The organism is Alteromonas abrolhosensis (genome assembly GCF_001953635.1).
GTDB lineage: Bacteria > Pseudomonadota > Gammaproteobacteria > Enterobacterales > Alteromonadaceae > Alteromonas > Alteromonas abrolhosensis.
The window spans coordinates 143,420-166,719 of record NZ_MEJH01000009.1 but is presented as its reverse complement, the minus strand read 5'-3'; the positions used below and the strand labels follow the sequence as shown (position 1 = coordinate 166,719).

Here is a 23,300-nt window from a genome sequence, read left to right as displayed (position 1 = left end):
GTTTAATAAATGTTCATACTTTAGAATGACGTCAAACCTTTGGCAAAGCGTCAAAAATCTGATTTTTGCCCTTGTCATCAGTTTGTCACTGATCTATTGTAGTGCAAGCAAGGAATGCAATTAGGTTACAGGAGTTGAGTTAGGGTTGTACCAGTGAAAGGCATGTGCCAGCTGGCTTAATAATAAGAGACGACCGATGAATCGTTCTTCAAAAGGGTTTGGCTTAACCGGAGTGGCTGTAGCTGTAGTGCTGATGTTCGTAACTGCTGTTTTTAGCACATCTGCGAAATCTGCCGAAGCTCCAACAACGCTAAGTGTGCAGTCTTCAGTTAAGTAGTCTGAAAGAAAAATTCTAACGCCCGTATCAAGTTGCTTGATACGGGCGTTAATCATTAGGGGACAATAAAAACGTTCAGCATATAGCGCTTTATGAGAAAAGCCTAAAAGCTATACCTAAAGACAAGCCCAAAAAAGCAAAGCTGACTCAACGAGTTCTTGCCTCCCATTTTATCCTTTCTTATTTTTTTCTCTGTTAATTAATTTCTGCTGCGGATGCTTTTTCAAAAGCACATATGTAGCACCAAAGCCTCCGTGCATCGGTTGAGCCGTATGGTAGGCAATGACTTCGTCTAGTTCTCTTAGCCAGTGGTTAACATAACTTTTTTTCAACGCGGGAAAGGGTTTGCTATTTTCACCTGTTCCATGTTTTATGAGCAGAGCACGAACTCCTCTTTCGTGACTAGATTTAATGGTGTTATAAATCAGGTCTCGGCTTTGCTCTAAGGTTTTTCCTGAAAGTGTTATGTTGGCCTCTAAAGGGTATTTTCCAAGGCGAAGTTTTTTAAATACGCCATCTTGTATACCAGGCTGCTGAAAACAAATAAACTCATCAGGTGGGACCGGCTTAACGCCTTCCATACTCAGTGGATTAGCAAGCTTTTCGCGGGTGCTCATCTGCCTGGCGGCACGTTTCTGCTTTTCTGCGAGCGCCTTTTCAGGATCGTGTAACAAAGCCTTATCATCTGAAGCGATAGGTTTTACATCTTGCATTTCAGCAAAAAACGAATCGATATCGTCGTTTTCAAATTGGCTCATATTCGTCCCCGTACTAGCTACTACATCATCTTTTATACGCTATTTAAGTCCAGTTGATCTATGGTACTTAGCAACTCGGTGACATTGGGGTCTTATGAAACGCTAAACTACCAAAGAACTGTCTTAGCGAAATGGGGATTAATTTTTAAAAATCACCCTTTAGAAGATAGCTCCGGGTTCAGATAAAGCTTCGATGACATCCCATTCTTCTTCAGAAAATGGGCTATCCTCTACCGTTTCGGTACGACTATCAGCGTCATTAAGTGGGGGGGAATCGAAGGTCATAATGCTCTCCTGTTTTGAAGAGTATTACCTAAATTGGCTAAATTACAACCAAAGTATAATGAATTGCTCAAATTAGCAGACAAAGCGCTGTATAAGCATCTTTACTAGGAAAGCAGAAATATCGCGCAATTAATGGCGTCCCCAGCTGGAATCGAACCAACATCTAAGCCTTAGGAGGGCCTTGTTTTATCCATTAAACTATGGGGACCTAATGCGTAAGATTCTTTATTATACGTAGTTCCAAAAAATACGGAACCCTCAGATTAATCAACAATGTGCAGTGGTTACCAAGCCTTTAAAAGATTGAAAAGAAAGACAATAACTGGTTGGTATATTTGTACTAGATATAAAAAGCCCCCGTGAAGACGAGGGCTCTTTCTTAGGTAATTAACGGGTTAAATATCCGTTGGCGGTAGTTTATCAATTGCGGTTTTCAGTACTTCTGACTCCGTTGGAGACGTCACACTTACATCACTTCCACTTTCCTTAGACGTATCACCTACTAAGTCGCTTGAACTGGAAGTGGAAGCACTCTCGCTACCAGAGTCAGGCGAAGTTGGCTCAGTAGAGGGGAGTATTAAATCCTCTGGAGGAAGATCAATATCTACCACATCTACCATCAATTCCGTAACCGGCCCGGTGGTAACAATATCCCCTTCCTCAGGAAGCGTGATGGTGTCATCAGGCAACGTGCTTTCAGGCGTTGACACCTCAGGAGAAAGCGGACTCGTTTCTTCTGGAGTAGTTGAAATAGGGTTGCCGATATCAACCGTGTCTAACGTAGTACCTGATAAGTCGATGGTGTCACCTCCGCCAAAACCATCACCTACGGTGGTGTCAGTGGTGCTCACTTCGTCTTCTGGTAACTTAATAATATCCGGCGTACTCTCTACTGGCTCTGGACTCATTAATGGAGCGGTCGGCTCGCTTTCTGGTGTTACCAGTTGAGTGTCAGCGCTAAGTTCAACGGTTTGTAGCGTTTGACTTGTTAAATCGATCACATCAGGCGCTGTAGGTTCATCAGTGACGACAGTGTCGCCGCTGTCAGAAGCACTTACTGATTCAGATGAAGTGGTCGTCACTACCTCTGGTACACCTTCACCCGACGCCGTAATAAACACGTTAAATTCTGCTTGTTCAATAGTACCGTCTGGATATTCAATACGGTAAGTAAAAGTATCCGTTAAGGTTCCACCAAATACGGCTAACGAGCTGTCTGGGGTGTAAGTGTATGCACCCGTTTCGTCAATTTGCAACGTGCCATATTCACCGATTAACGTTATCCCCCCAGTAGCGTCTTGGAAGATGACGCCGTCAGTTGATACGGTTACATCGTAAGTAGGACCGAACAGCACGTCGTTTTCAAATAAATTACCGGTGGCCGTTTGCACGCCATCCACCTCAAACTGGTCAAGATAGTTGATGGTAGAAGACAGGTCTACACTAATACTTCCGGCTACGCCAACGCCAGTTGTCCCGCTCATAGACAGACGGTACAAACCTTCAGTTAATCCGTTGACGGTAAGCACGGTATCGCCATCAATGCCTAATAAGCTAATCAACTCGCCATTAGGGAAAACCCTGTACGCTTCCCACGCGCCGTTTTCAAACTTTTCTACGGTAACAGTAAGGCTTGAAACAAGTGACAGTAGGCTGCCGTTATCAACGTTTAACGTGATGTCCTGTGTAGTATTTGCAGTGACGGCGAACGTACTGCTTGTATCAGTAAAGCTCCCGCCCAATCCCAGCAAATAAGAGTGCGTTAACGCATCTAACTCTGTCGGACCAGCTTCTGAAACAAAGTCGTAGGTCAATTCAGCACGTGCCGAGTCAGCAGATACACCTTGTCCAGACAAATTAAAGTTTAAGTTTGCAGTAGACGTATTGGTTCCATCTGAAATGGTATAGCTGAAGCTATCAGTGTCACCTAATCCGTCGCGAACTCCGTTGGCTACGTAGGTGTAGCTACCATCTTCATATATGGTCAGATCGCCAAAGTCACCCGAAATAGTCACGCCACCCGCGCCGCTACCAAGCACTGTAACCGACTCGCCGTTAGTGTGAGTGACCTGAGTTACCACACCACCTTGGGCAATACTATCGCTGACATCGCCCGTATTCGCAGCATCAATAACATTACCGGAAGTGGTGGTGCTACCCTCAAATGCATATTCGGTTAGCGTTGAAGTAACGTCCGTTTGCTGTAATAAGGTAAGCGTATTGCTTAACAATGCGTCTGCGACGGCGTCAAGGGCTGCGTCCACAAACGCGGCTAGCCCAAATTCATTGAGGCCTGTGGTGATCCTGCTTACAAGGTCGGCAGCACCAATAGAATCAGCTGTACTTAGGGCGGGTTCGAGAATAAGTGTCCGAACAACGGTTCCCAAACTAAGTCCATTAAGTACACTTGCGTTCGTACCATTTAACGCATCTTCTACAGCAGTTAGCACAACGTCCTGGTTTTCTTCACCAAGAGCAACGCCACCGCTACCCAATTCCGTCAACGTAATTGAACTGTCGCTGTTTTGGTCAAACAGACTCTCTAGGGCGCTCTCATCATTGCGCACAACAACCGTATAGTCGCCAGCTGGTAGGCCAGAGAATTTAGCAACCAGTGTATCGTTACCTGTTAGCCCTATAAGATTGACGCCAGCGACATCTCCAATTAATGGGTTATCAGGAGTCATTGCTGTAGCGACAACATTGCCACTTGAGTCCACAATTTCAATGATATAAGCATCGGCAACGGCAACGAGAGCCTCTTGGCTAACTTCAACCACTATTTCTCCGAAGAACCCAGGGTCAACCGTGAGGGTTGTACTTGCAGTTGGGGAGCCAGCAGCAGGCGATCCTTCTGCTAAACCAATGACTTGTAAATCACTGTCGGTAACAGGCGCATTAACGATAGCAGTCTGTGCGCCTAGCTCCATATCATTACTGTCGTTTTGTGCAACAACTGGCGGGAAGTCACTTCCCGAAATAGTAATGGTAAGCGATGCAATATCAGAGGTTTCACCGTCAGATAACGTGTAGTTAAACACTTCATTTTGGCCAATAGAATTGCGATCGCCGTCGGCGGTATAGGTGTAGGTACCATCTGCAGCAATTTCCAATACGCCATAGTTACCTTGAATAGTAACCGTACCTGAAGCAGGAACCACAACACTGTCACCAGACGCGTTAGTAACCAGCGTCACTTGAGCACCGTCTAAAATGGTATCGGCACCCACGCCACCTAAATCGCCGTCGATTAGGTTACCTTGGGCAACCATTTCGCCGGTGTAAGTGTACTCTGTCAATGTGGTGGTAATGTCAGTATCCTGCAATACGGTTAATGTATTGCTGAGTAATACGTCTGCAAGAACAGCAGCGATATCGTCTAAGAAGCCAAGTAATCCTAGATCGGTAAGTGGGCCCGTAATTGCACCTACGAGGTCTCCTGCACCGATCACAGTAGTGGTATCTAAAATGGTTTCTAAAATACCTCTTACCTGGGTGCCTACAGTGCCTAACGGAATACTTAAGATACCGCCGTTCAGTGTTGTTTCGACCGTATTAAGCACGACATCCTGGTTTTCAGGTCCAAGGACCACACCCGCTGTGCCAAGTTCATCAAGATCAATATCGTTGCTGTTGTCGTTATCTAACAAGTCTTCCAACAAGTTTTCGTCGTTGCGAACAACTACGCTATAAGTGCCTGCTGCTAGACCTGCTAGCGAGAAAGAGATCGTTTCATCCCCTGAGACATTGAATATTTCAAGTCCGCCGACATCCGTAAGTTGTGAGCTAGCACTGACCCCTTGATAGACCAGCTGGCCACTTTCGTCGTATACCTCGACTATGTAGGCATCGGCAACAGCAACAAGTGCAACTTGCTCGACTTCTATGAGCACTTCACCCACATTATCAGGTGATACCGTAAAGGAGGCGCTTGCATCCACGCCACCTGTAGATTCAGCTAAGCCAATCACCTGCACGTCGCTGGTGGTTTCCGGTGGGTTAACAGTAACTACAGGTTCGCCCATATTAATAGCGTTACCGTCGTTTATCGCATCGAGAGCCTGTACGACAACATTTTGGCTTGCCGTGCTCGCCGAGTTACCTGCTTCGTCGGTGACTGTTGCCACCACCGCGTAGGTACCTGCTGGTAGCGGTGTGCCTGTTAAATCAAGGCTCCAATTACCGCTGCCATCAATGGTAAGTTCAGGGTCAGTGCCAAAGGTATAGGACGTGCCATCAACGGTAACGGTTAGGGTAGTATTGTCACCAAGGTCAACCGTTCCATTAAAGATTAGCGTGCTATCGCTAGTAATAAAGTCTCCAGCCACCCCGGAGTCATTTGAGATACTATCGAACGTAACTGTCTGACCATTATTGTTCTCATCAATACTTGTATCGATAACAACTGTACTTGTGTCAGTAGCAACATTGCCTACCGCATCTGTGGCGGTAACCACAGCCGTATAATTTCCTTCAGCAAGCAGTGCGACGATATTGTCAGCTAACGTCCACGTGCCGTCACCATTGTTGGTAGCGGTATAGTCATTACCGTCGATGGTCACCACCACAACCGCATTCGGGTCGTTCACCGTACCGGTAAGCTCAGGCGTAGTATCGTTGGTGGTTAGATCGTTTATTGCAACGGTAGGCGCGGTGGTATCAATAACCACTGTACCTGTGTTGGTCACCGTATTGCCCGCGGCGTCTGTCGCGCTTACCGATGTTGGATAGCTGCCTTCAGCGAGCGTAGCGACTACGTTATCAGCTAACGTCCACGTGCCATCACCATTGTTGGTAGCGGTGTAATCATTGCCGTCAATCGTTACCACCACAACTGCATTGGGATCGTTTACCGAACCGGTAAGCTCTGGCGTGGTGTCGTTGGTGGTTAGATCGTTTATTGCAACGGTAGGCGCGGTGGTATCAATAACCACCGTGCCGGTATTGGTTACCGTGTTGCCCGCGGCGTCTGTTGCAGTAACAGAAGTGGGGTAGCTACCTTCAGCGAGTGTAGCAACTGCGTTATCAGCTAACGTCCAAGTGCCGTCACCATTGTTGGTAGCGGTATAGTCGTTGCCGTCAACCGTTACCACCACAACCGCATTGGGGGCGTTCACCGTACCGGTAAGCTCAGGCGTGGTGTCGTTGGTGGTAAGATTGTTTATTGCAACCGTAGGCGCGGTGGTATCAATAACCACTGTACCCGTGTTGGTGACAGTATTCCCCGCGGCGTCTGTCGCGCTTACCGATGTTGGATAGCTGCCTTCAGCGAGCGTGGCGACTATGTTATCAGCCAGTGTCCATGTGCCGTCACCGTTATTGGTAGCGGTGTAATCATTACCGTCAATCGTTACCACCACAACCGCATTGTGGTCGTTTACCGTACCGGTAAGCTCAGGCGTGGTGTCGTTGGTGGTTAGATCGTTTATTGCAACGGTAGGCGCTGTGGTATCAATTACCACTGTACCTGTATTGGTTACCGTGTTGCCAGCAGCGTCTGTCGCGCTTACCGATGTAGGGTAGCTGCCTTCTGCAAGCGTTGCGACGACGTTGTCAGCCAGTGTCCATGTACCGTCACCGTTATTGGTAGCGGTATAGTCGTTGCCATCAATCGTTACCACCACAACCGCATTGGGGTCGTTCACCGTACCGGTAAGCTCAGGCGTGGTGTCGTTGGTAGTCAGATCGTTTATTGCAACGGTAGGCGCGGTGGTATCAATTACTACAGTACCAGTGTCGGTATCGGTATTACCCGCATCGTCAGTTGCAGTAACAGATGTTGGGTAACTACCTTCGGCGAGTGTAGCGACTACGTCATCGGCCAGCGTCCACGTACCGTCACCGTTATTGGTAGCGGTATAGTCGTTGCCGTCAATGGTGACTACTACAGTAGCCGTTGGGTCATCAACCGTACCCGTTAGTGCAGGCGTAGTGTCGTTGGTCGTTACATCATTGATGGTTACGACAGGTGCCACGGCGTCTACCGTGTCAGATGCAGGCCCACTGGTGTTACCCGCTTCATCGGTAGCCGTTGCCGTTACTACAACTCCATCTGCTAATTGTGTATCTGGCGTTACGCTCCAATTGCCGTCACCATCAGCGATGACGGTGAAATCTGGCGTGCCGTCTCCGTCTACATCCACATTTACCGTAGCGCCCGCTTCGGCTGTGCCGGTAATTTCAGTGCCGTTGCCCGCTTCCACGGTAGGCGCTGCTGGTGCTGTGGTATCAATAACCACTGTACCAGTATTCGTACCCACATTACCTTCTGGGTCTGTTGCAGTCACCGTTGCGGTATAACTACCTTCAGCAAGACCCGCCACAGCATCGTCAGCCAGTGTCCACGTGCCATCACCGTTATTAGTGGCGGTATAGTCGGCACCATTGATGGTAACAACCACCGTGGCTGTGGGGTCATCGACCGAACCAGTAAGTGCCGGCGTTGTATCATTTGTTGTTAAATCGTTGAAGGCAACTACTGGTGCAGCCGCGTCAACCGTGTCTGAGACTGGGTTGCTAATGTTACCCGCTGCGTCAGTTGCCGTTACGGTCACAATTACGCCATCGGCAAGCGGTGTATCAGGCGTAATACTCCAATTACCGTCGCCATCAGCAATGACGGTGAAATCGGGTGTGCCGTCGCCATCCACGTCTACATTTACGGTTGCGCCTGCTTCAGCGGTACCGGTAATTTCGGTACCGTTGCCCGCATCCACAGTAGGTATGGCAGGTGGTGTAGTATCAATCACTACCGTTCCTGAATTTGAACCTACATTGCCATCGGCATCCGTGGCAGTAACGGTAGCGGTATAGCTACCATCTGCAAGTGCAGCCACTGCATCGTCAGCCAGGGTCCAGCTTCCATCGCCATTGTTAGTTGCGGTGTAGTCCACGCCATCAATGGTCACTACTACGATAGCGCTTGGATCGTCAACCGTTCCGGTTAGCTCTGGTGTAGCGTCATTAGTGGTTAAGTCATTGATTGCAACGACTGGCGCAACAGCATCTACTGTATCTGACGCTTGTGCACTGACATTGCCAGCTTCATCAACCGCTGTTGCCGTAACGACCACGCCATCGGCTAGCGGTGTAGTGGGTGTTATTGACCAATTTCCATCGCCATCAGCAATGACGGTGAAGTCTGGCGTGCCGTCGCCATCCACGTCCACGTTTACAGTTGCGCCTGCTTCAGCGGTACCAGTAATTTCAGTGCCGTTACCTGCATCGACAGTAGGCGCTGCCGGAGCAGTGGTATCAATCACCACAGTACCAGAGTTAGTTCCGGTGTTACCATCGGCATCAGTGGCAGTAACCGTAGCGGTATAGCTACCTTCAGCCAGCGCGGCAACGATATCGTCAGCCAGTGTCCAGCTGCCATCACCATTGTTTGTCGCGGTATAGTCCGTACCGTTAATGGTAATGACCACAATGGCGGTTGGGTCGTCCACCGAACCGGTAAGTGCAGGCGTGGTGTCGTTAGTCGTTAGGTCGTCAAAGGCAACGATTGGCGCAACAGCGTCTACCGTATCAGACGCCGGGCTACTCGTATTGCCTGCTTCATCGGTAGCTGTTGCCGTGACAACCACGCCATCCGCTAGCGGTGTTGTGGGTGTTACTGACCAGTTACCATCGCCATCAGCAATCACTGTGAAATCAGGTGTGCCATCACCGTCAACGTCTACGTTTACGATGGCTCCTGCTTCGGCTGTGCCGGTAATTTCGGTACCGTTGCTTGCATCAACAGTAGGCGCACCTGGCGCAGTAGTATCGATAACACCGCCATTTTCGTTTGCGGTTGCCGTATTACCCGCGCCATCTGTTGCACTTGCGGTGACTGAATAATTACCTTCAGATAAGGCTGCTGGCACATCTACAGAGAAGGTGCCATTAGCTTGAACAATGGCGTCAAATGTTTGGGTGTTTCCTGCACTATCGGTAACGCTGATGGATACGGTGCTGCCTGGCGCAATATCTGTAGTACCGGAAATGGTCGGTGTTGTGTCGTTTCCTGTGCCAAGCGAGTCCAAGGTTAGGTTTGGCACGGCTGTATTGATAATTCCGCTGGTAGTATCAGACGCTGAATTTCCAGCAGCATCAGTGGCGGTAGCAGTAACATCGAAGTTTCCGTCTGCCATTGCATTGGGCACGGCGGCGCTAAAATTACCAAGGCTATCGACAATAGCCGTAAATGTCTGTTCTGCTCCCGCGCTGTCGGTGACGGTTATGGTCACTGAACTACCTGCGCTTAAATCGGTGCTACCGGTGATCGTTGGCGTGGTATCGTTACCTGTGCCTTGTGCATCTAAATTGATCGTCGGCGCGGTAGTGTCTACGCTACCGTTTGTTTCAGTGGCAGTCGTCTCATTACCTGCTGGGTCTTGGGCAACGGCGGTAACGGTATACCCTCCTTCAGCCATGGGGCTTGGCACATCGGCCGAGAAACTGCCGTCTCCCTGAACGATTGCATCGAAGGTTTGGCTTACACCTGCGTTATCCGTAACCGTAATCGTTACCGTTGCACCTGCAGGCAGGTCAGTATTCCCTGATATTGTAGGCGTTGTGTCGCTGTCTGGGGCTAGTGTATCTAACGATAGGGTAGGGGCTGTCGTATCAATAACGCCTGTATTGTCTATGACGGTAGTGCTATTACCCGCTTCATCACTTGCCGTGGCTTCAACACTGTATGCACCTTCAGCTAAAGGCGCAGGCACATCCACTGTAAAGTTTCCATTTACATCAACTGTAGCTGTGAGGGTTTGAACATTTCCTGCGCTGTCAGTTACCACAAGCGTAACTTCACTACCCTGCGCAAGGTTTGTGCTACCAGATAGGGTAGGCGTTGTGTCATTGCCTTCCTCAAGTGGCGTTAAGGTTAGTGATGGTGCTGTAGTGTCTATGCTTCCAGCATCACTCGCTGTCGCTGTATTACCTGCCTCATCACTGATGGTAGCGCTTACCGTGAAGTCGCCTTCAGCTAAATTCGTACCTGGGGAGATAGAGAAAGAACCATCGGCCTGTACCACTGCACTTAAGGTCTGGGTCGCACCAGCGCTATCCGTTACCAAAATAGTTACCACAGAGCCCGCAGGCTCATCGGTTGTACCGGTAATGAGTGGCGTCGCGTCGTTAGTGGCATCGGCAACATCTATAGTAAGTGTAGGTACTAGAGTATCAACTACGCCTGCCTCGTTATCGGTTGTACTGTTGCCTGCTGAATCAGTGGCGGTTGCTGAGACAGTGAAGTTTCCTTCAGCCATTGCCGTTGGTACGTCGGCAGAGAATACGCCGCCTGCGGCAACCAATGCAGAGAACACCTGGATATTACCCGCACTATCAACAACCGTTATTTGCACTGTAGAACCTTGCGGTAAATCTACAGTACCGCTTATGGTTGGCGTTGAGTCGCTAACTGTACCTGGCTCGTCCAGCGTAATAACAGGTGAAATTGTGTCGATTACGCCGGTTTCAGCGTCGGACGCTGTATTACCAGCTTCGTCAACAACGGTAGCCTGAACTGTGTAGGTACCCTCAGCCAAGGTGGCGGGTACGTCTACGCTGAAGGAGCCATCACCTTGTACGGTTGCTGTTAAGGTTTGTATATTACCAGCGTTATCGGTGACGGTAATTGAAACCGTGCTTCCAACTGGCTGGTCTGTCGTGCCGCTAATGGTTGGTGTTGCATCATTGCCAATGCCTTGCTCTGCCACATCAATAGCCGGTGATGTGGTATCTACCACACCGCCAGTTTCAGAGTCAGAGCCTGTATTTCCGGCACCGTCAGTTACTTCTGCGACAACTGTGTAACTACCTTCGGCCAAGTCTGACGGTACGCTTGCGCTGAAGGTGCCATCTCCTTGTACTGTTGCGGTGAAGGTTTGAACTGCTCCAGCACTATCTGTCACTGTTAAGGTGACAGTGGCACCAACTGGCGCGTTAGTTGTGCCAGAAATAAGGGGGGTAGCATCGTTTGTCTGGCCAAGAGCATCTAGGGTAATGTCCGGGGCGCTTGCATTAATATTGCCGCTATCCGTCACTGTCGTGCTATTGCCCGCAGCATCGCTCGCACTTACTGTTACATCGTAATCGCCATCAACAAGCGCGCTGGGTACTTCAACTGAGAAAGTGCCATCCGCGTTTACCGTAGTTGTAAGGTTCTGTACATTGCCGCCTGCATCGGTGACAACCAGTGTAATTGTTGCTCCCTCTGGCAAGTCGGTAGTACCGCTCAAGATTGGCGTTGAGTCATTGCCGCTGGCCACTGGATCTAAGTTGATAACAGGTGGGGTGGTGTCAACTGTACCGTTGTTATCAACCGCTGCGTTTTGATTACCTGCATCATCAGTCGCCGTCACTTCTACGGTGTAATCGCCTTCTGCAAGGTCAAGGGGCACATCAGCGCTAAAGCTACCGTTCCCTTGAACAGTGGCAGTGAAAGTTTGCGTATTGCCTTGGCTGTCAGTCACGCTAATGCTTACAGTGCTGCCCGCAGCTAAGTCGGTGGTTCCCGATATAGTCGGTGTAGCGTCGTTGGTTAGGCCTTGTGCGTCTAACGTTATGGTGGGGGCTGCTGTATCTATGACACCGTTGTTATCTATTGCCGTTGCTGAATTACCCGCATCGTCAGTCGCAGTGACGGTCACACTGAAACTGCCTTCAGCTAAATCGGCAGGAACATCAGCACTGTAAGTACCATCGTTTTGAACGGTTGCAGTGAATGTTTGTGTATTTCCAGCGTTGTCTGTCACGCTTATGCTAACTGTGTCGCCAGCATTGAGGTCTGTGGTGCCAGAGATAGACGGCGTTGCATCATTGCCAAGCCCTTGTGTATCGATGGTTATCGATGGGGCTGTGGTATCAATGTTACCGCCATTTTCGGTTACCGATGCACTGTTGCCAGCGCCGTCTATGGCGGTGGCAGTAACAGCATAGTCACCTTCAGGTAAGCTTGCAGGAACATCAGCCGTAAAGCTTCCATCACCTTGAACTATGGCACTGAATGTCTGCGTGTTTCCAGCACTGTCAGTCACAGTCAGCGTTACAGTGCTACCTGGCGCTAAGTCGGTATTACCTGAAATGGTCGGCGTCGTGTCGTTGCCCGAACCAAGAGGATCAAGGGATAGGGTAGGCGCGGCAGAGTTTATGTCGCCGCTCACTGTATCTGTAGCAGTATTGCCTGCAGCGTCAGTGGCCGTTGCAGCAACGTCGAAGTTTCCGTCAGCCATAGGATTAGGCACATCTGCACTGAAGTCGCCGTTAGCATCAACAGCTGCAGTAAACGTCTGCACAGTGCCAACACTGTCAGTTACTGTAATCGTTACTGTACTTCCTGCGGCCAGGTCGGTACTTCCGCTAATGGTAGGCGTGTTATCGTTACCTGTACCAAGCGGATCCAAAGTGATAACAGGTGCTGTGGTATCTACGCTGCCACCCGTTTCAGAATCAGAACCTTGGTTACCTGCCGCGTCTTGAGCCGTTGCGGTAACCGTATAGTCACCTTCAGCTAGTGGTGAAGGTACGTTGGCTGAAAAACTGCCGTTGGTTTGAACCGTAGCGGCAAAGGTTTGCGTATTACCCGCACTATCGACCACCGTTAGTGTGACAATGGCGCCAGCTGGAAGGTTTGTGGTGCCAGAAATAGTTGGCGTAGCGTTATTCTCTGGCGTTAGTTCGTCAAGGTTTAGCTCAGGTGGCGTGATGTCGATAACACCTGAATTATCAAGAACCGACGTGCTGTTGCCTGCTTCATCAATGGCGGTAGCTTCAACACTGTATGAGCCTTCAGCAAGTGCCGCGGGTACATCAACCGTAAAGTTTCCTGCAGCATCAACTGTTGCTGCAACCGTTTGAATGTTGCCAGCACTATCTGTGATAACCAAGGAGACCACGCTACCTTCGGCTAGATCTGTACTTCCCGAAATGGTTGGCGTCGTGTCGTTGCCTAATCCTTGAGGGTCTAAGATTAGGGTAGGCGCTGTGGTGTCTATGGTACCTGTTGCATTGGCTGACGCACTGTTGCCAGCATCGTCGGTCGCCGTTGCAGTAACCGTATAGTCACCTTCGGCCAGTGCGGCTGGCACATCAACAGTAAAGTTGCCGTTTGCGTCAACCGTTGCGGTCACAGTTTGGGTATTGCCAGCGTTATCGGTGATCGACAGCGTTACGCTCTCACCTGCTGCTAAGTCCGTAGTGCCTGAAATGGTCGGCGTAGTATCGTTATTTGAACCCAGCGCATCTAGTGAAATAACGGGGGCGACAGTATCGACGATACCGTTATTGTCGGTGACAGAGGCACTATTTCCGTTGCTGTCTGTAGCGGTAGCGGTTACTGAGTAATCACCTTCGGCAAGAGGCGCGGGGACATCAGCACTAAAGTTACCGCTCGCATCAACAAGTGCAGTAAAGGTTTGGGTGTTGCCTGCACTATCAGTGACAAAAAGCGTCACGGTTGAACCCGCGGGTAGGTCAGTCGTACCTGAAATGGTTGGTGTAGTATCGCTAACCGTAACTTGCGCATCTAATGTCAACGCAGGGGCGCTGGTATCTAACGTACCGGTATCAGAAGTGGTGGTTGTATTACCTGCATCATCCGAGGCACTTGCTGTTACCGTGTAGCTGCCGTCTGGTATAGCGTTTGGAACATCCGCGCTGAAGTCACCGTTTGCGTCCACAATGGCGTCAAAGGTTTGTGTATTGCCTGCGCTATCTGTGACGGTTAACGTTACCGTGCTTCCAGTTGCTAAATCAGTGCTGCCCGATATGCTAGGCGTTTCATCGTTGCCTGTGCCTTGCGGATTTAGCGTAAGTACAGGGGCGGTGGTGTCAATATTGCCACCGTCCTCAGTTGAGGTTGTTGAATTACCTGCATCATCTGTTGCAGTAACTTCGACGCTGTAATCTCCTTCAGGCAGTGGAGACAATACCTCTGTTGCAAAGTTGCCGTCAGCATCAACCAATGCGTTAATGGTTTGCGTGTCACCATTGCTGTCAGTTACGGTGATCACAACGACAGAGCCTTCAGGTAAATCTGTATTACCTGAAATAACCGGCGTAGTGTCATTACCTGAATCTAACGGGTTAACGGTAACAATAGGCGCTTGTGTATCAATACTTCCATTTGTTTCGTTTGCCGTCGCGGTGTTGCCTTGTGCATCGCTTACTGTTGCCGTAACGGTAAAGTCACCTTCAGCCAGGGCGCTAGGCAGATCGGCACTGAATGTGCCGTCTGCTTGCACGGCTGCTTGGAAACTTTGCGAGTTACCATTGGCATCTACCACAGTAATGGTAACCAGCGTGCCAGGTGCCACGTCGGTAGTACCTGTGATAGTAGGGGTAACATCGCTAGTAGCGCCTTGTGTATCAAGGGTTAACAGCGGCGCTTCGCTATCTACACTACCTGTTGTATTGGCATTCGCGGTATTGCCTGCAGTGTCGGTTGCAGTGGCAGTCACAGTAAAGTCGCCGTCAGCTAGTGCGTTTGGCACATCTACACTGAAGCTACCATTTGCATCGACCAAGGCATTGATAGTTTGCGTGTTTCCAGCGCTATCTGTAACGACAAGCGTAACCGTGCTTCCTTCAGGAAGGTCTGTCGTGCCTGAAAGTGTTGGTGTGGTGTCACCCGTGCTGCCAGGATTTTCTAGGGTAAGCGTAGGCGCGGTGGTATCTACAACGCCGCCATTGTCGGTTACTGTTGTCGTATTGCCATCGCCGTCAGTTGCGCTGGCGGTAACGGTGTAAGCGCCATCAGCGAGTGGAGTGGTAACATCCGCACTAAATGTTCCGCCTGTGCCTACAGTCGCGGTAATCGTTTGCGTGTTACCTGCGCTATCCGTTACGGTTAAGGTAACCGTACTTCCTTCAGGTAAGCTGGTGGTACCTGAAATAACGGGCGTGCTGTCATTCGTCTCGCCTTGACCATCTAGCACTAACGTGGGTGCAGTGGTATTAATATTACCCGTTGCGTTGTCTGTAACTCCATTACCTGCTTCGTCTTCTGCCGTGGCGGTAACCGTATAGTCTCCATCAGCCAGTTCTTGCGGTACGTCGACAGAGAAATTACCGTTAGCATCGACTAAGATGTTGATGGTTTGCGTGTTACCTGCGCTATCTACGACCGTTAGCGAGACAACACTTCCTTCAGGCAGATCGGTGCTGCCCGATAAAGTGGGTGTGGAATCGTTACCAGAACCCACTGGATTTAAAGATAGCGATGGTGCGGTTGTATCTACAATGCCGCCGTTTTCTGTCACGCTAGCGGTATTACCATTTTCATCGACAGCGATTGCTGTAACGGAGTAGTTACCTTCTGCTAATGCGCTAGGTATTTCAGCGCTAAAGTTTCCGTTTTCATCAACAACGGCTTCAATAGTTTGCTGATTACCTAAGCTATCGGTGACGACCAGTGTTACCGTGCTACCTTGTGGCAAATCTGTCGTGCCACTAATAAGTGGTGTGGTGTCGTTGCCAATGTCTTGTGGGTCAAGCGATAGCGTTGGAGCTGCGGTATCAATATTGCCCTGTGTTGTTGCAGAATCTTGATTGCCCGCATCGTCTGTGACAGTGGCGGTAACGGTAAAGTTGCCGTCGGCAAGCTCTGCCAGCACGTCAACAGAGAAAGTACCGTCATTTTCGACTATAGCGTCAAAGGTTTGCGTATTGCCTGCACTGTCTGTAACAGTGATTGATACACTGCTACCCGGTGCCTGGTCTGTGTTACCTGAGATGGTTGGCGTAGTATCATTAGTACTGCCTTGAGCATCTAGATTAACCAGCGGCGATGTAATATCGATATTACCGCCAGTTTCCGTTGCCGTTGCAGTATTGCCGTTCGCGTCGGTCGCTGTAGCTGTTACGCTATATTCACCTTCTGCTAAAGGATTGGGCACATCGGCACTGAAATTACCAGAACCGTCTACCGTTGCCGTAAATGTTTGCGTATTGCCAAGCGCATCGGTAACAGACAGTGTAACAGTGCTGCCAGCGGGTAAATCGGTAGTACCTGAGATAGTAGGCGTGGTGTCGTTATCATCACCCAGTGGGTCAAGGGTTAAGCTTGGCGCATTGCTGTTCACGGTGCCAGTTTGTGACGTTGAAGCACTATTTCCCGCAGCATCGGTGGCTGTTGCTTCAACAGTGTAGTCGCCGTCAGCGAGTTCAGCAGGCACGTCTGCGCTAAATTCGCCGTTCGCGTCTACTGTGGCAGTAAAAGTTTGGCTGTTTCCAGCACTATCGGTAACGGTAAGTGTAACCGTGCTGCCTGCTTCCAAGTTTGTAGAGCCGCTAATTGAAGGTGTCGTGTCATTCCCTGTGCCAAGTGGCTCTAGTGAAATGGTGGGGGCTTGCGTATCAATGTTGCCGCCATTTTCAGTGACAGTCGTTGTATTGCCTGCCTCGTCTGTTGCACTGGCCTCTACGGTATATTCACCCTCAGTAAGCGGCGTTTGCACGTCGACGCTAAAATCACCGTTCTCATCAACGATGGCATCGATAGTTTGTGTGTTGCCCGCGCTGTCGGTCACCGTAATGGTTACTGTTGAACCAGGTGGTAAATCGGTAGAGCCTGAAATCGTTGGCGTGGTGTCGCTACCGTCAGTTTGCGGATCTAAAGAAAGCGCTGGTGCGGTAGTGTCTATGTTGCCACTGTTGTCGACAACGGTAGTTGTATTACCCGCTGCATCAGTTGCTTCGACAGAAACCTCATAGTTGCCTTGTGCTAACGCTTCTTCAACATTGGCGCTGAAATTACCATTTTCATCAACAATGGCGGTAACAGTTTGCGTATTACCCTGACTATCGGTGACGGTAATAGCGACCTCGCTGCCTGCGGGTAAATCTGTATCACCTGAGATAGTCGGTGTTGTGTCGTTAGTATCCGTTTGCGGGTCGATGTTCACAATCGGTGGGGTGGTATCAAGTACAGTAGTGGCCGTGGCGGTAGAGCTATTGCCATTTCCGTCTGTCACCGTCACTTCAATCTCGTATTCGCCCTCTTCAGAGCCGGGAGGGAATGCTACATTGAAGTTGCCATTCTCATCGGTTGTCCCCGTTATTGTCTGGCTGTTGCCGTCGCTATCGGTGATAACAACCACAACCTCTGAATTAGGGGCGTCTGACGATCCCCCTATGCCTTCACTACCGTTGGTAGGAGAGCCGGTTTCAATAACAACATTAGGGCCTTGGGTATTAATAACTGCATCGATGGAGGTTGAAGCGGTATTGCCCGCCACATCAGACACAGTAGCGGTTACCGTGAAGTCGCCGTTTGCGAGTGCTTGCGGCACCTCAGCACTGAAGCTACCGTCTTCTTGCACTGTTGCAGTAAGGGTTTGCGTAGTGCCATCTGAATGTACGATTTCTAGCGTTACAATTGCACCCGGTTCTGCGTCGGTGTCGCCATTTATCACTGGCGTGTCATCATTGGTTGAGCCAATAGGATCAAGGCTGATTATCGGCGCCGTGGTGTCAATTTCGCCTGTTACTGTAGTAGTCGAGCTGTTACCTGCTGGTGCCGTCACAGTAACATCTACCGTGTACTCGCCTTCGCTAAGTTCCGTTGGAACATCTTCGCTGAATGTGCCGTCAGCGCCCACTGTAGTAACGATTGTTTGTTCGTTACCCTCGCTATCTGTAACAACAATGACCACTTCACTGCCAGGAGGGGCATCGGTTTCACCAGAGACGTTGGGCGTAGTATCGTTAGTTGGCGCAGGTTGATTTACGGTCGTCGAAGGACTTGTAGAATCATAATCGCCACTTGCTGTTGCTTGTGCAGTGTTACCCGCACCATCTGTCACCTCGGCAGTTACGCTGTAGGTACCCTCTGCCACCGCATTTGGAACTTCAACGGTAAAGGTACCATCGGCAAGCACAGTAGTGGTAAAAGTTTGAGTAGCGCCAGCACTATCGGTAACGGTAAGAGTTATCGTGCTTCCGGGCACGGCATCCGTTAAACCCGAGAGTGTGGGTGTAGCATCGCCATTTATTCCTGGGTCGTTTAATGAGATGGTTGGCGCCGTCACGTCAATTGCGCCCTGAGCTTCAGCATTGGCCGTATTGCCTGCTTCATCAGTCACGCTGGCGTTAACCGTAAATTCACCTTCAGTCAGTTCAGCAGGTACGTCAACGCTATAGGTGCCGTCTGCTTGCACAATGGCAGTCACGGTTTGAGTAACGCCTGCACTATCGGTAATGGTCAACGTTACTGTACTACCCGGTGTGGCATCGGTGGTACCGGAAAGAGTAGGCGTAGTGTCGTTACCTGTCGCTATGGTATCGATAGTGATCGAAGGTGCTGTAGTATCAATCTCGCCGGCAGCATCTGTGGTTGCTGTGTTGCCCGCTTCGTCGGTGACGCTGGCGTTAACGGTAAATTCACCTTCGGCTAATTCAGCAGGTACATCAACGCTATAGGTGCCGTCTGCTTGCACAGTGGCAGTCACGGTTTGAGTAACGCCCGCACTGTCGGTAATGGTCAACGTTACTGTACTACCCGGTGTGGCATCGGTGGTACCGGAAAGAGTAGGCGTAGTGTCGTTACCTGTCGCTATGGTATCGATAGTGATCGAAGGTGCTGTAGTATCAATCTCGCCGGCAGCATCTGTGGTTGCTGTGTTGCCCGCTTCGTCGGTGACGCTGGCGTTAACGGTAAATTCACCTTCGGCTAATTCNGGTAATGGTCAACGTTACTGTACTACCCGGTGTGGCATCGGTGGTACCGGAAAGAGTAGGCGTAGTGTCGTTACCTGTCGCTATGGTATCGATAGTGATCGAAGGTGCTGTAGTATCAATCTCGCCGGCAGCATCTGTGGTTGCTGTGTTGCCCGCTTCGTCGGTGACGCTGGCGTTAACGGTAAATTCACCTTCGGCTAATTCGGCAGGTACGTCAACGCTGTACGTGCCGTCTGCTTGCACAATGGCAGTCACGGTTTGAGTATTGCCCGCACTATCGGTAATGGTTAGCGTAACTGTGCTACCCGGTGTGGCATCAGTGGTGCCTGAAAGGGTTGGCGTAGTGTCGTTATCTGTTGCTATGGTGTCGATAGTGATCGACGGTGCCGTAGTATCAATCACGCCCGTGGTGTCTGTGGTTGCTGAATTGCCCGCTTCGTCGGTGACGCTGGCGTTAACGGTAAATTCGCCTTCAGCTAATTCAGCAGGTACGTCAACGCTATAGGTGCCGTCTGCTTGCACAATGGTAGTCACGGTTTGCGTATTGCCCGCACTATCGGTAATGGTTAGCGTAACTGTGCTACCCGGTGTGGCATCAGTGGTACCTGACAGGGTAGGTGTGGTGTCGTTATCAGAACCCGGCGCGTTAATGGTAATGGTTGGGGCGGTAGTATCAATTTCCCCTACGGTATCAGCGGTTGCTGTATTGCCTGCTTCATCGGTAACGCTGGCGTTAACAGTAAATTCGCCTTCGGCTAATTCAGCAGGTACATCAACGCTATACGTGCCGTCTGCTTGCACAATGGTAGTCACGGTTTGCGTATTGCCCGCACTATCGGTAATGGTTAACGTAACTGTGCTTCCCGGTGTGGCATCAGTGGTACCTGAAAGGGTAGGTGTGGTGTCGTTATCAGAACCCGGCGCGTTAATGGTAATGGTTGGGGCGGTGGTATCAATTTCACCTGTAGTATCAGCGGTTGCTGTATTGCCAGCCTCATCCGTCACGCTGGCGTTAACGGTAAATTCACCTTCGGCCAATTCTGCAGGAACATCAACGCTATAGGTGCCGTCTGCTTGCACAATGGCAGTCACGGTTTGCGTATTGCCCGCACTATCGGTAATGGTTAGCGTAACTGTGCTTCCCGGTGTGGCATCGGTTGTACCTGAAAGGGTAGGTGTGGTGTCGTTATCAGAACCCGGCGCATTAATGGTAATGGTTGGGGCGGTAGTATCAATTTCACCGGTAGTAGAAACATCAGCAGTGTTACCAGTAGGTTCTAACACGGTAGCATCTACCGTGAACTCACCATCAGCCAGTGCATTTGGTACGCCTACACTGAACGTACCGTCGCCTTGTACTATGGCGGTTAGAACTTGAGTGTTTCCAGCGCTGTCGGTAACGGTTAGTGTGACTGTACTGCCTGGAATTGCTGAAGTAATCCCTGAAAGTGTTGGCGTAGTGTCGCTTGTTAAGCCTATCGCATCTAGGGTAAGTGAAATGTCTTGCGCTTGCTCGCCTGTTCCAGAAAACTCGATTGGCGTAACATCGTTGTTGCTATTAGCATTTTGATCAAACTGAAACCCCACTGGGTCGACTTCTTCATTTATGCGATCAACGCGAACAAAGTTACTACCGCCATCGGAACCTGCGCCTCCGTCAAGACCTGCGGCTGTCGCTTCCAACGATTCTAAAATATCGCCTTCACCAGCAAGCACATCAAGGAAATCGGCATCTCCCTCTTGAGCGTTTCCTTCAATATTTTCTACGCCATCAAGTAATGCTGCAAGTTCATCAACACTTTCGTCAAAAACGGCGAATTCGTCATCAGAACTACTGTCAGTAAAATCTAGCTGAAGTGGAAAAGTAACGCTTTGTCCAGCAGGTAGCGTGCGAAGTTCTCCGTCCACGCTGACGGTAACCACACCGTTGGGTGAAATAGTTAAGACATCACCTTCAGCGACAGTCATTCCAACTGTTACATTGACTTGTTCACCTGTGTCACCACGAACCAAAGAAGCCTCACCGTTTACTTCTGCAATGATTACTTCAGCCATAATTCCCTCTCAATCGATAAATATTCACGCTATACAAAAAGCGTAGCAGGGCTTTTTTATCTGGTTACCGGACCGTGGTACGGGGGACACATATCCTTTGGTATAGGTTGTAGGGAATTACCCCTAATTAATTAATTTTTAGTCTAATATTTGGCTGTGAGGTTTGCAGAAATACACACAGCGTCTACTTTGTAAAAGTAAGAAACGACACAAATGTCGCGTAGAATTTACATAGTGAGATGCATATATGAAGTTGATAAATTCAGTGCTTTCCAAAGTTGTTATTGGAGCAACTGGCGCTGTGCTTGCTCATGCTGCTATTGCTCAAAGTAATGGTGTTAGTGGTTCGTCAGTCAGTTTGGAAGACTATGTTCGCAAGGTAGTGAACGAAAACCCAGAAGTGCAAGCCAGCTGGCGTCAACTTCAGGTTGCAATGTCAGACGTTGACATTGCGCGTGGCGGCTTTCGTCCGCAAGTCGATGTATTGGCATCGAGTGCTTATACTGATAGAAACTATGGGCTAGATCGTGAGTATATGGGTCATACCGCGCAAATCGCTTTAACCCAAATGCTCTACGACGGTTTCTTAACAAGCAGCGAAGTTAAACGATTTAAGCAAGCTCAGGTTGTACGCTTTTTTGAGTTAATGGGAGAAATAGAGCAGAAGTCACTTGATACAGCCCTTGCCTACATGGATGTAAAAATGTTTCGCGAGCTGTTGAAGCTTGCTGAAGAGAACCTGATTACACATGTGGATGTGTTTAAGCAAATTGAAGAAAGCGTAGAAGCGGGTGTAGGTCGACGTGCCGATTTGGAGCAAATTAGCGGCCGTTTGTCTCTGGCTGAGTCTAATGTACTCACTGAACTGTCTAACTTGCACGATGTTACAGCGCGCTTCTTGCGTATAGTAGGCGAGAAACCTGCGAACAATTTGCAACCGGTCACCTTAAATTCCGCCTATGTTGATGCCAGTGTTACAGACATTCAAACCTTACTCACTAGCGCTTATGGCACCAATCCACAATTCAATGCCGCCATTTACAACATTGATGCCCAGCGCTACGCCGTGGACAGTGCGAAAAGTCTCTATCATCCACAAGTCAATTTAACCGCAAGCTATGGCGCGCAAACGCGAGACCAGGCAGCCCTAAATAACACCATAACCGAGGCTAGCGTTGGCGTTAACTTTTCTTACAACTTATATAATGGTGGTTCGGACCGCGCAGCGATTCGACAAGCTTTATCGCAGGTAGACCTAGCAAAAGATCTGCGAGACAAGGCCTGTATAGACATGAGACAAACGGTACAGATAGCTTACAACGACATTATCAATATTACTGAGCAGCTGCCTTCACTGAATGCCCATCGCCTGTCTTCTGACAGAGTGAAGTCTGCATACATGGATCAGTTTACCATTGGCGAACGTTCTCTATTGGATTTACTCGACTCCGAAAACGAGTATTACGAGTCTAGTCGCGCGTATTTGGAAGCACAATACACATTAGAAAAAGCGCGCGTAAGACTACTTGCGGCCTCAGGTAGCTTGGCACAAACATTAGGTATTACGAAAGATGGTGTCCCTGATGTACTAGACAAAGCTGAAGAGAGAATAAGCTACGACCCTAACTACGTTTGCCCAGCCGTTCGCACGAATTTTGAAGATGAACTTAATATCCTTAAGCGAGACAGTGATGGCGACGGCATTGTGGATTTATGGGACGATTGCGTCGATTCTACGCCAGGGGCTATGGTAGATGACTTTGGTTGTGAAGCCAAAGAGCCCGAGATGGTGCCAGAACCAAGTGCCGCAGATTTTACGTTAGATAATGCAAAGATAATTAATTCATTTAACGTCAATATCGAATTTGCGTCCAACTCTACCGAGGTGTTGCCTGAATATGAGAATTCACTTCAAGACGTTATCGACGCGTTAAACAACGACCCAAATTCAGGGGTGATTATCCATGGTCATGCTTCTTTAGATGGCGATGCAGCTTACAATCAGCGCTTGTCTGAACGAAGAGCAAAGGCCGTAGCGTCACTGCTAATGACGAAGGCAGACATTGAAGCTAGAAGAATTACTGCTGTTGGATACGGAGAAAGTCGTCCGCTTGTTGATGAGGAGTCAGAAGCAGCTAATGCCCGTAACCGCAGGATTGAGGCTGCTATCATTCAGCTTCCTTCAAACGAATAGCGAT

4 protein-coding genes, 1 tRNA gene and 1 pseudogene are annotated in these 23,300 nt (G+C 49.5%); 1 reads left to right on the top strand and 5 read right to left on the bottom strand.

Going from position 1 to position 23,300, the window contains the following annotated elements; translation table 11 throughout:
- Nucleotides 1-120 precede the first annotated feature (120 nt).
- From BGK61_RS19540 to BGK61_RS14255, 5 genes and pseudogenes are all read right to left on the bottom strand, one after another.
- Complete coding sequence (locus BGK61_RS19540; RefSeq protein WP_157888800.1) at nt 121-393, bottom strand: hypothetical protein; 273 nt, start codon at nt 391-393, stop codon at nt 121-123.
- 114 nt (nt 394-507) lie between these two features.
- Nucleotides 508-1,095, bottom strand: coding sequence for a DNA endonuclease SmrA (gene smrA / locus BGK61_RS14265; protein WP_076012855.1), 588 nt, complete (start codon nt 1,093-1,095; stop codon nt 508-510).
- Between the two features lie 159 nt (nt 1,096-1,254).
- Nucleotides 1,255-1,380, bottom strand: a complete 126-nt coding sequence (locus tag BGK61_RS19830; RefSeq protein WP_267889402.1) for a hypothetical protein — start codon at nt 1,378-1,380, stop codon at nt 1,255-1,257.
- Nucleotides 1,381-1,513: 133 nt separating this feature from the next.
- Nucleotides 1,514-1,588: transfer RNA gene (locus tag BGK61_RS14260), tRNA-Arg, on the bottom strand.
- Between the two features lie 187 nt (nt 1,589-1,775).
- A pseudogene (locus BGK61_RS14255) lies at nt 1,776-21,102 on the bottom strand (BapA/Bap/LapF family large adhesin).
- Between the two features lie 247 nt (nt 21,103-21,349).
- On the opposite strand from BGK61_RS14255, the gene BGK61_RS14230 reads away from it, so the two are divergent.
- Nucleotides 21,350-23,296 carry a TolC family outer membrane protein gene (locus BGK61_RS14230; RefSeq protein WP_076012261.1) on the top strand — a complete coding sequence of 649 codons (1,947 nt, stop codon included), beginning with the start codon at nt 21,350-21,352 and terminating at the stop codon, nt 23,294-23,296.
- The last annotated feature ends 4 nt before the right edge of the window (nt 23,297-23,300 follow it).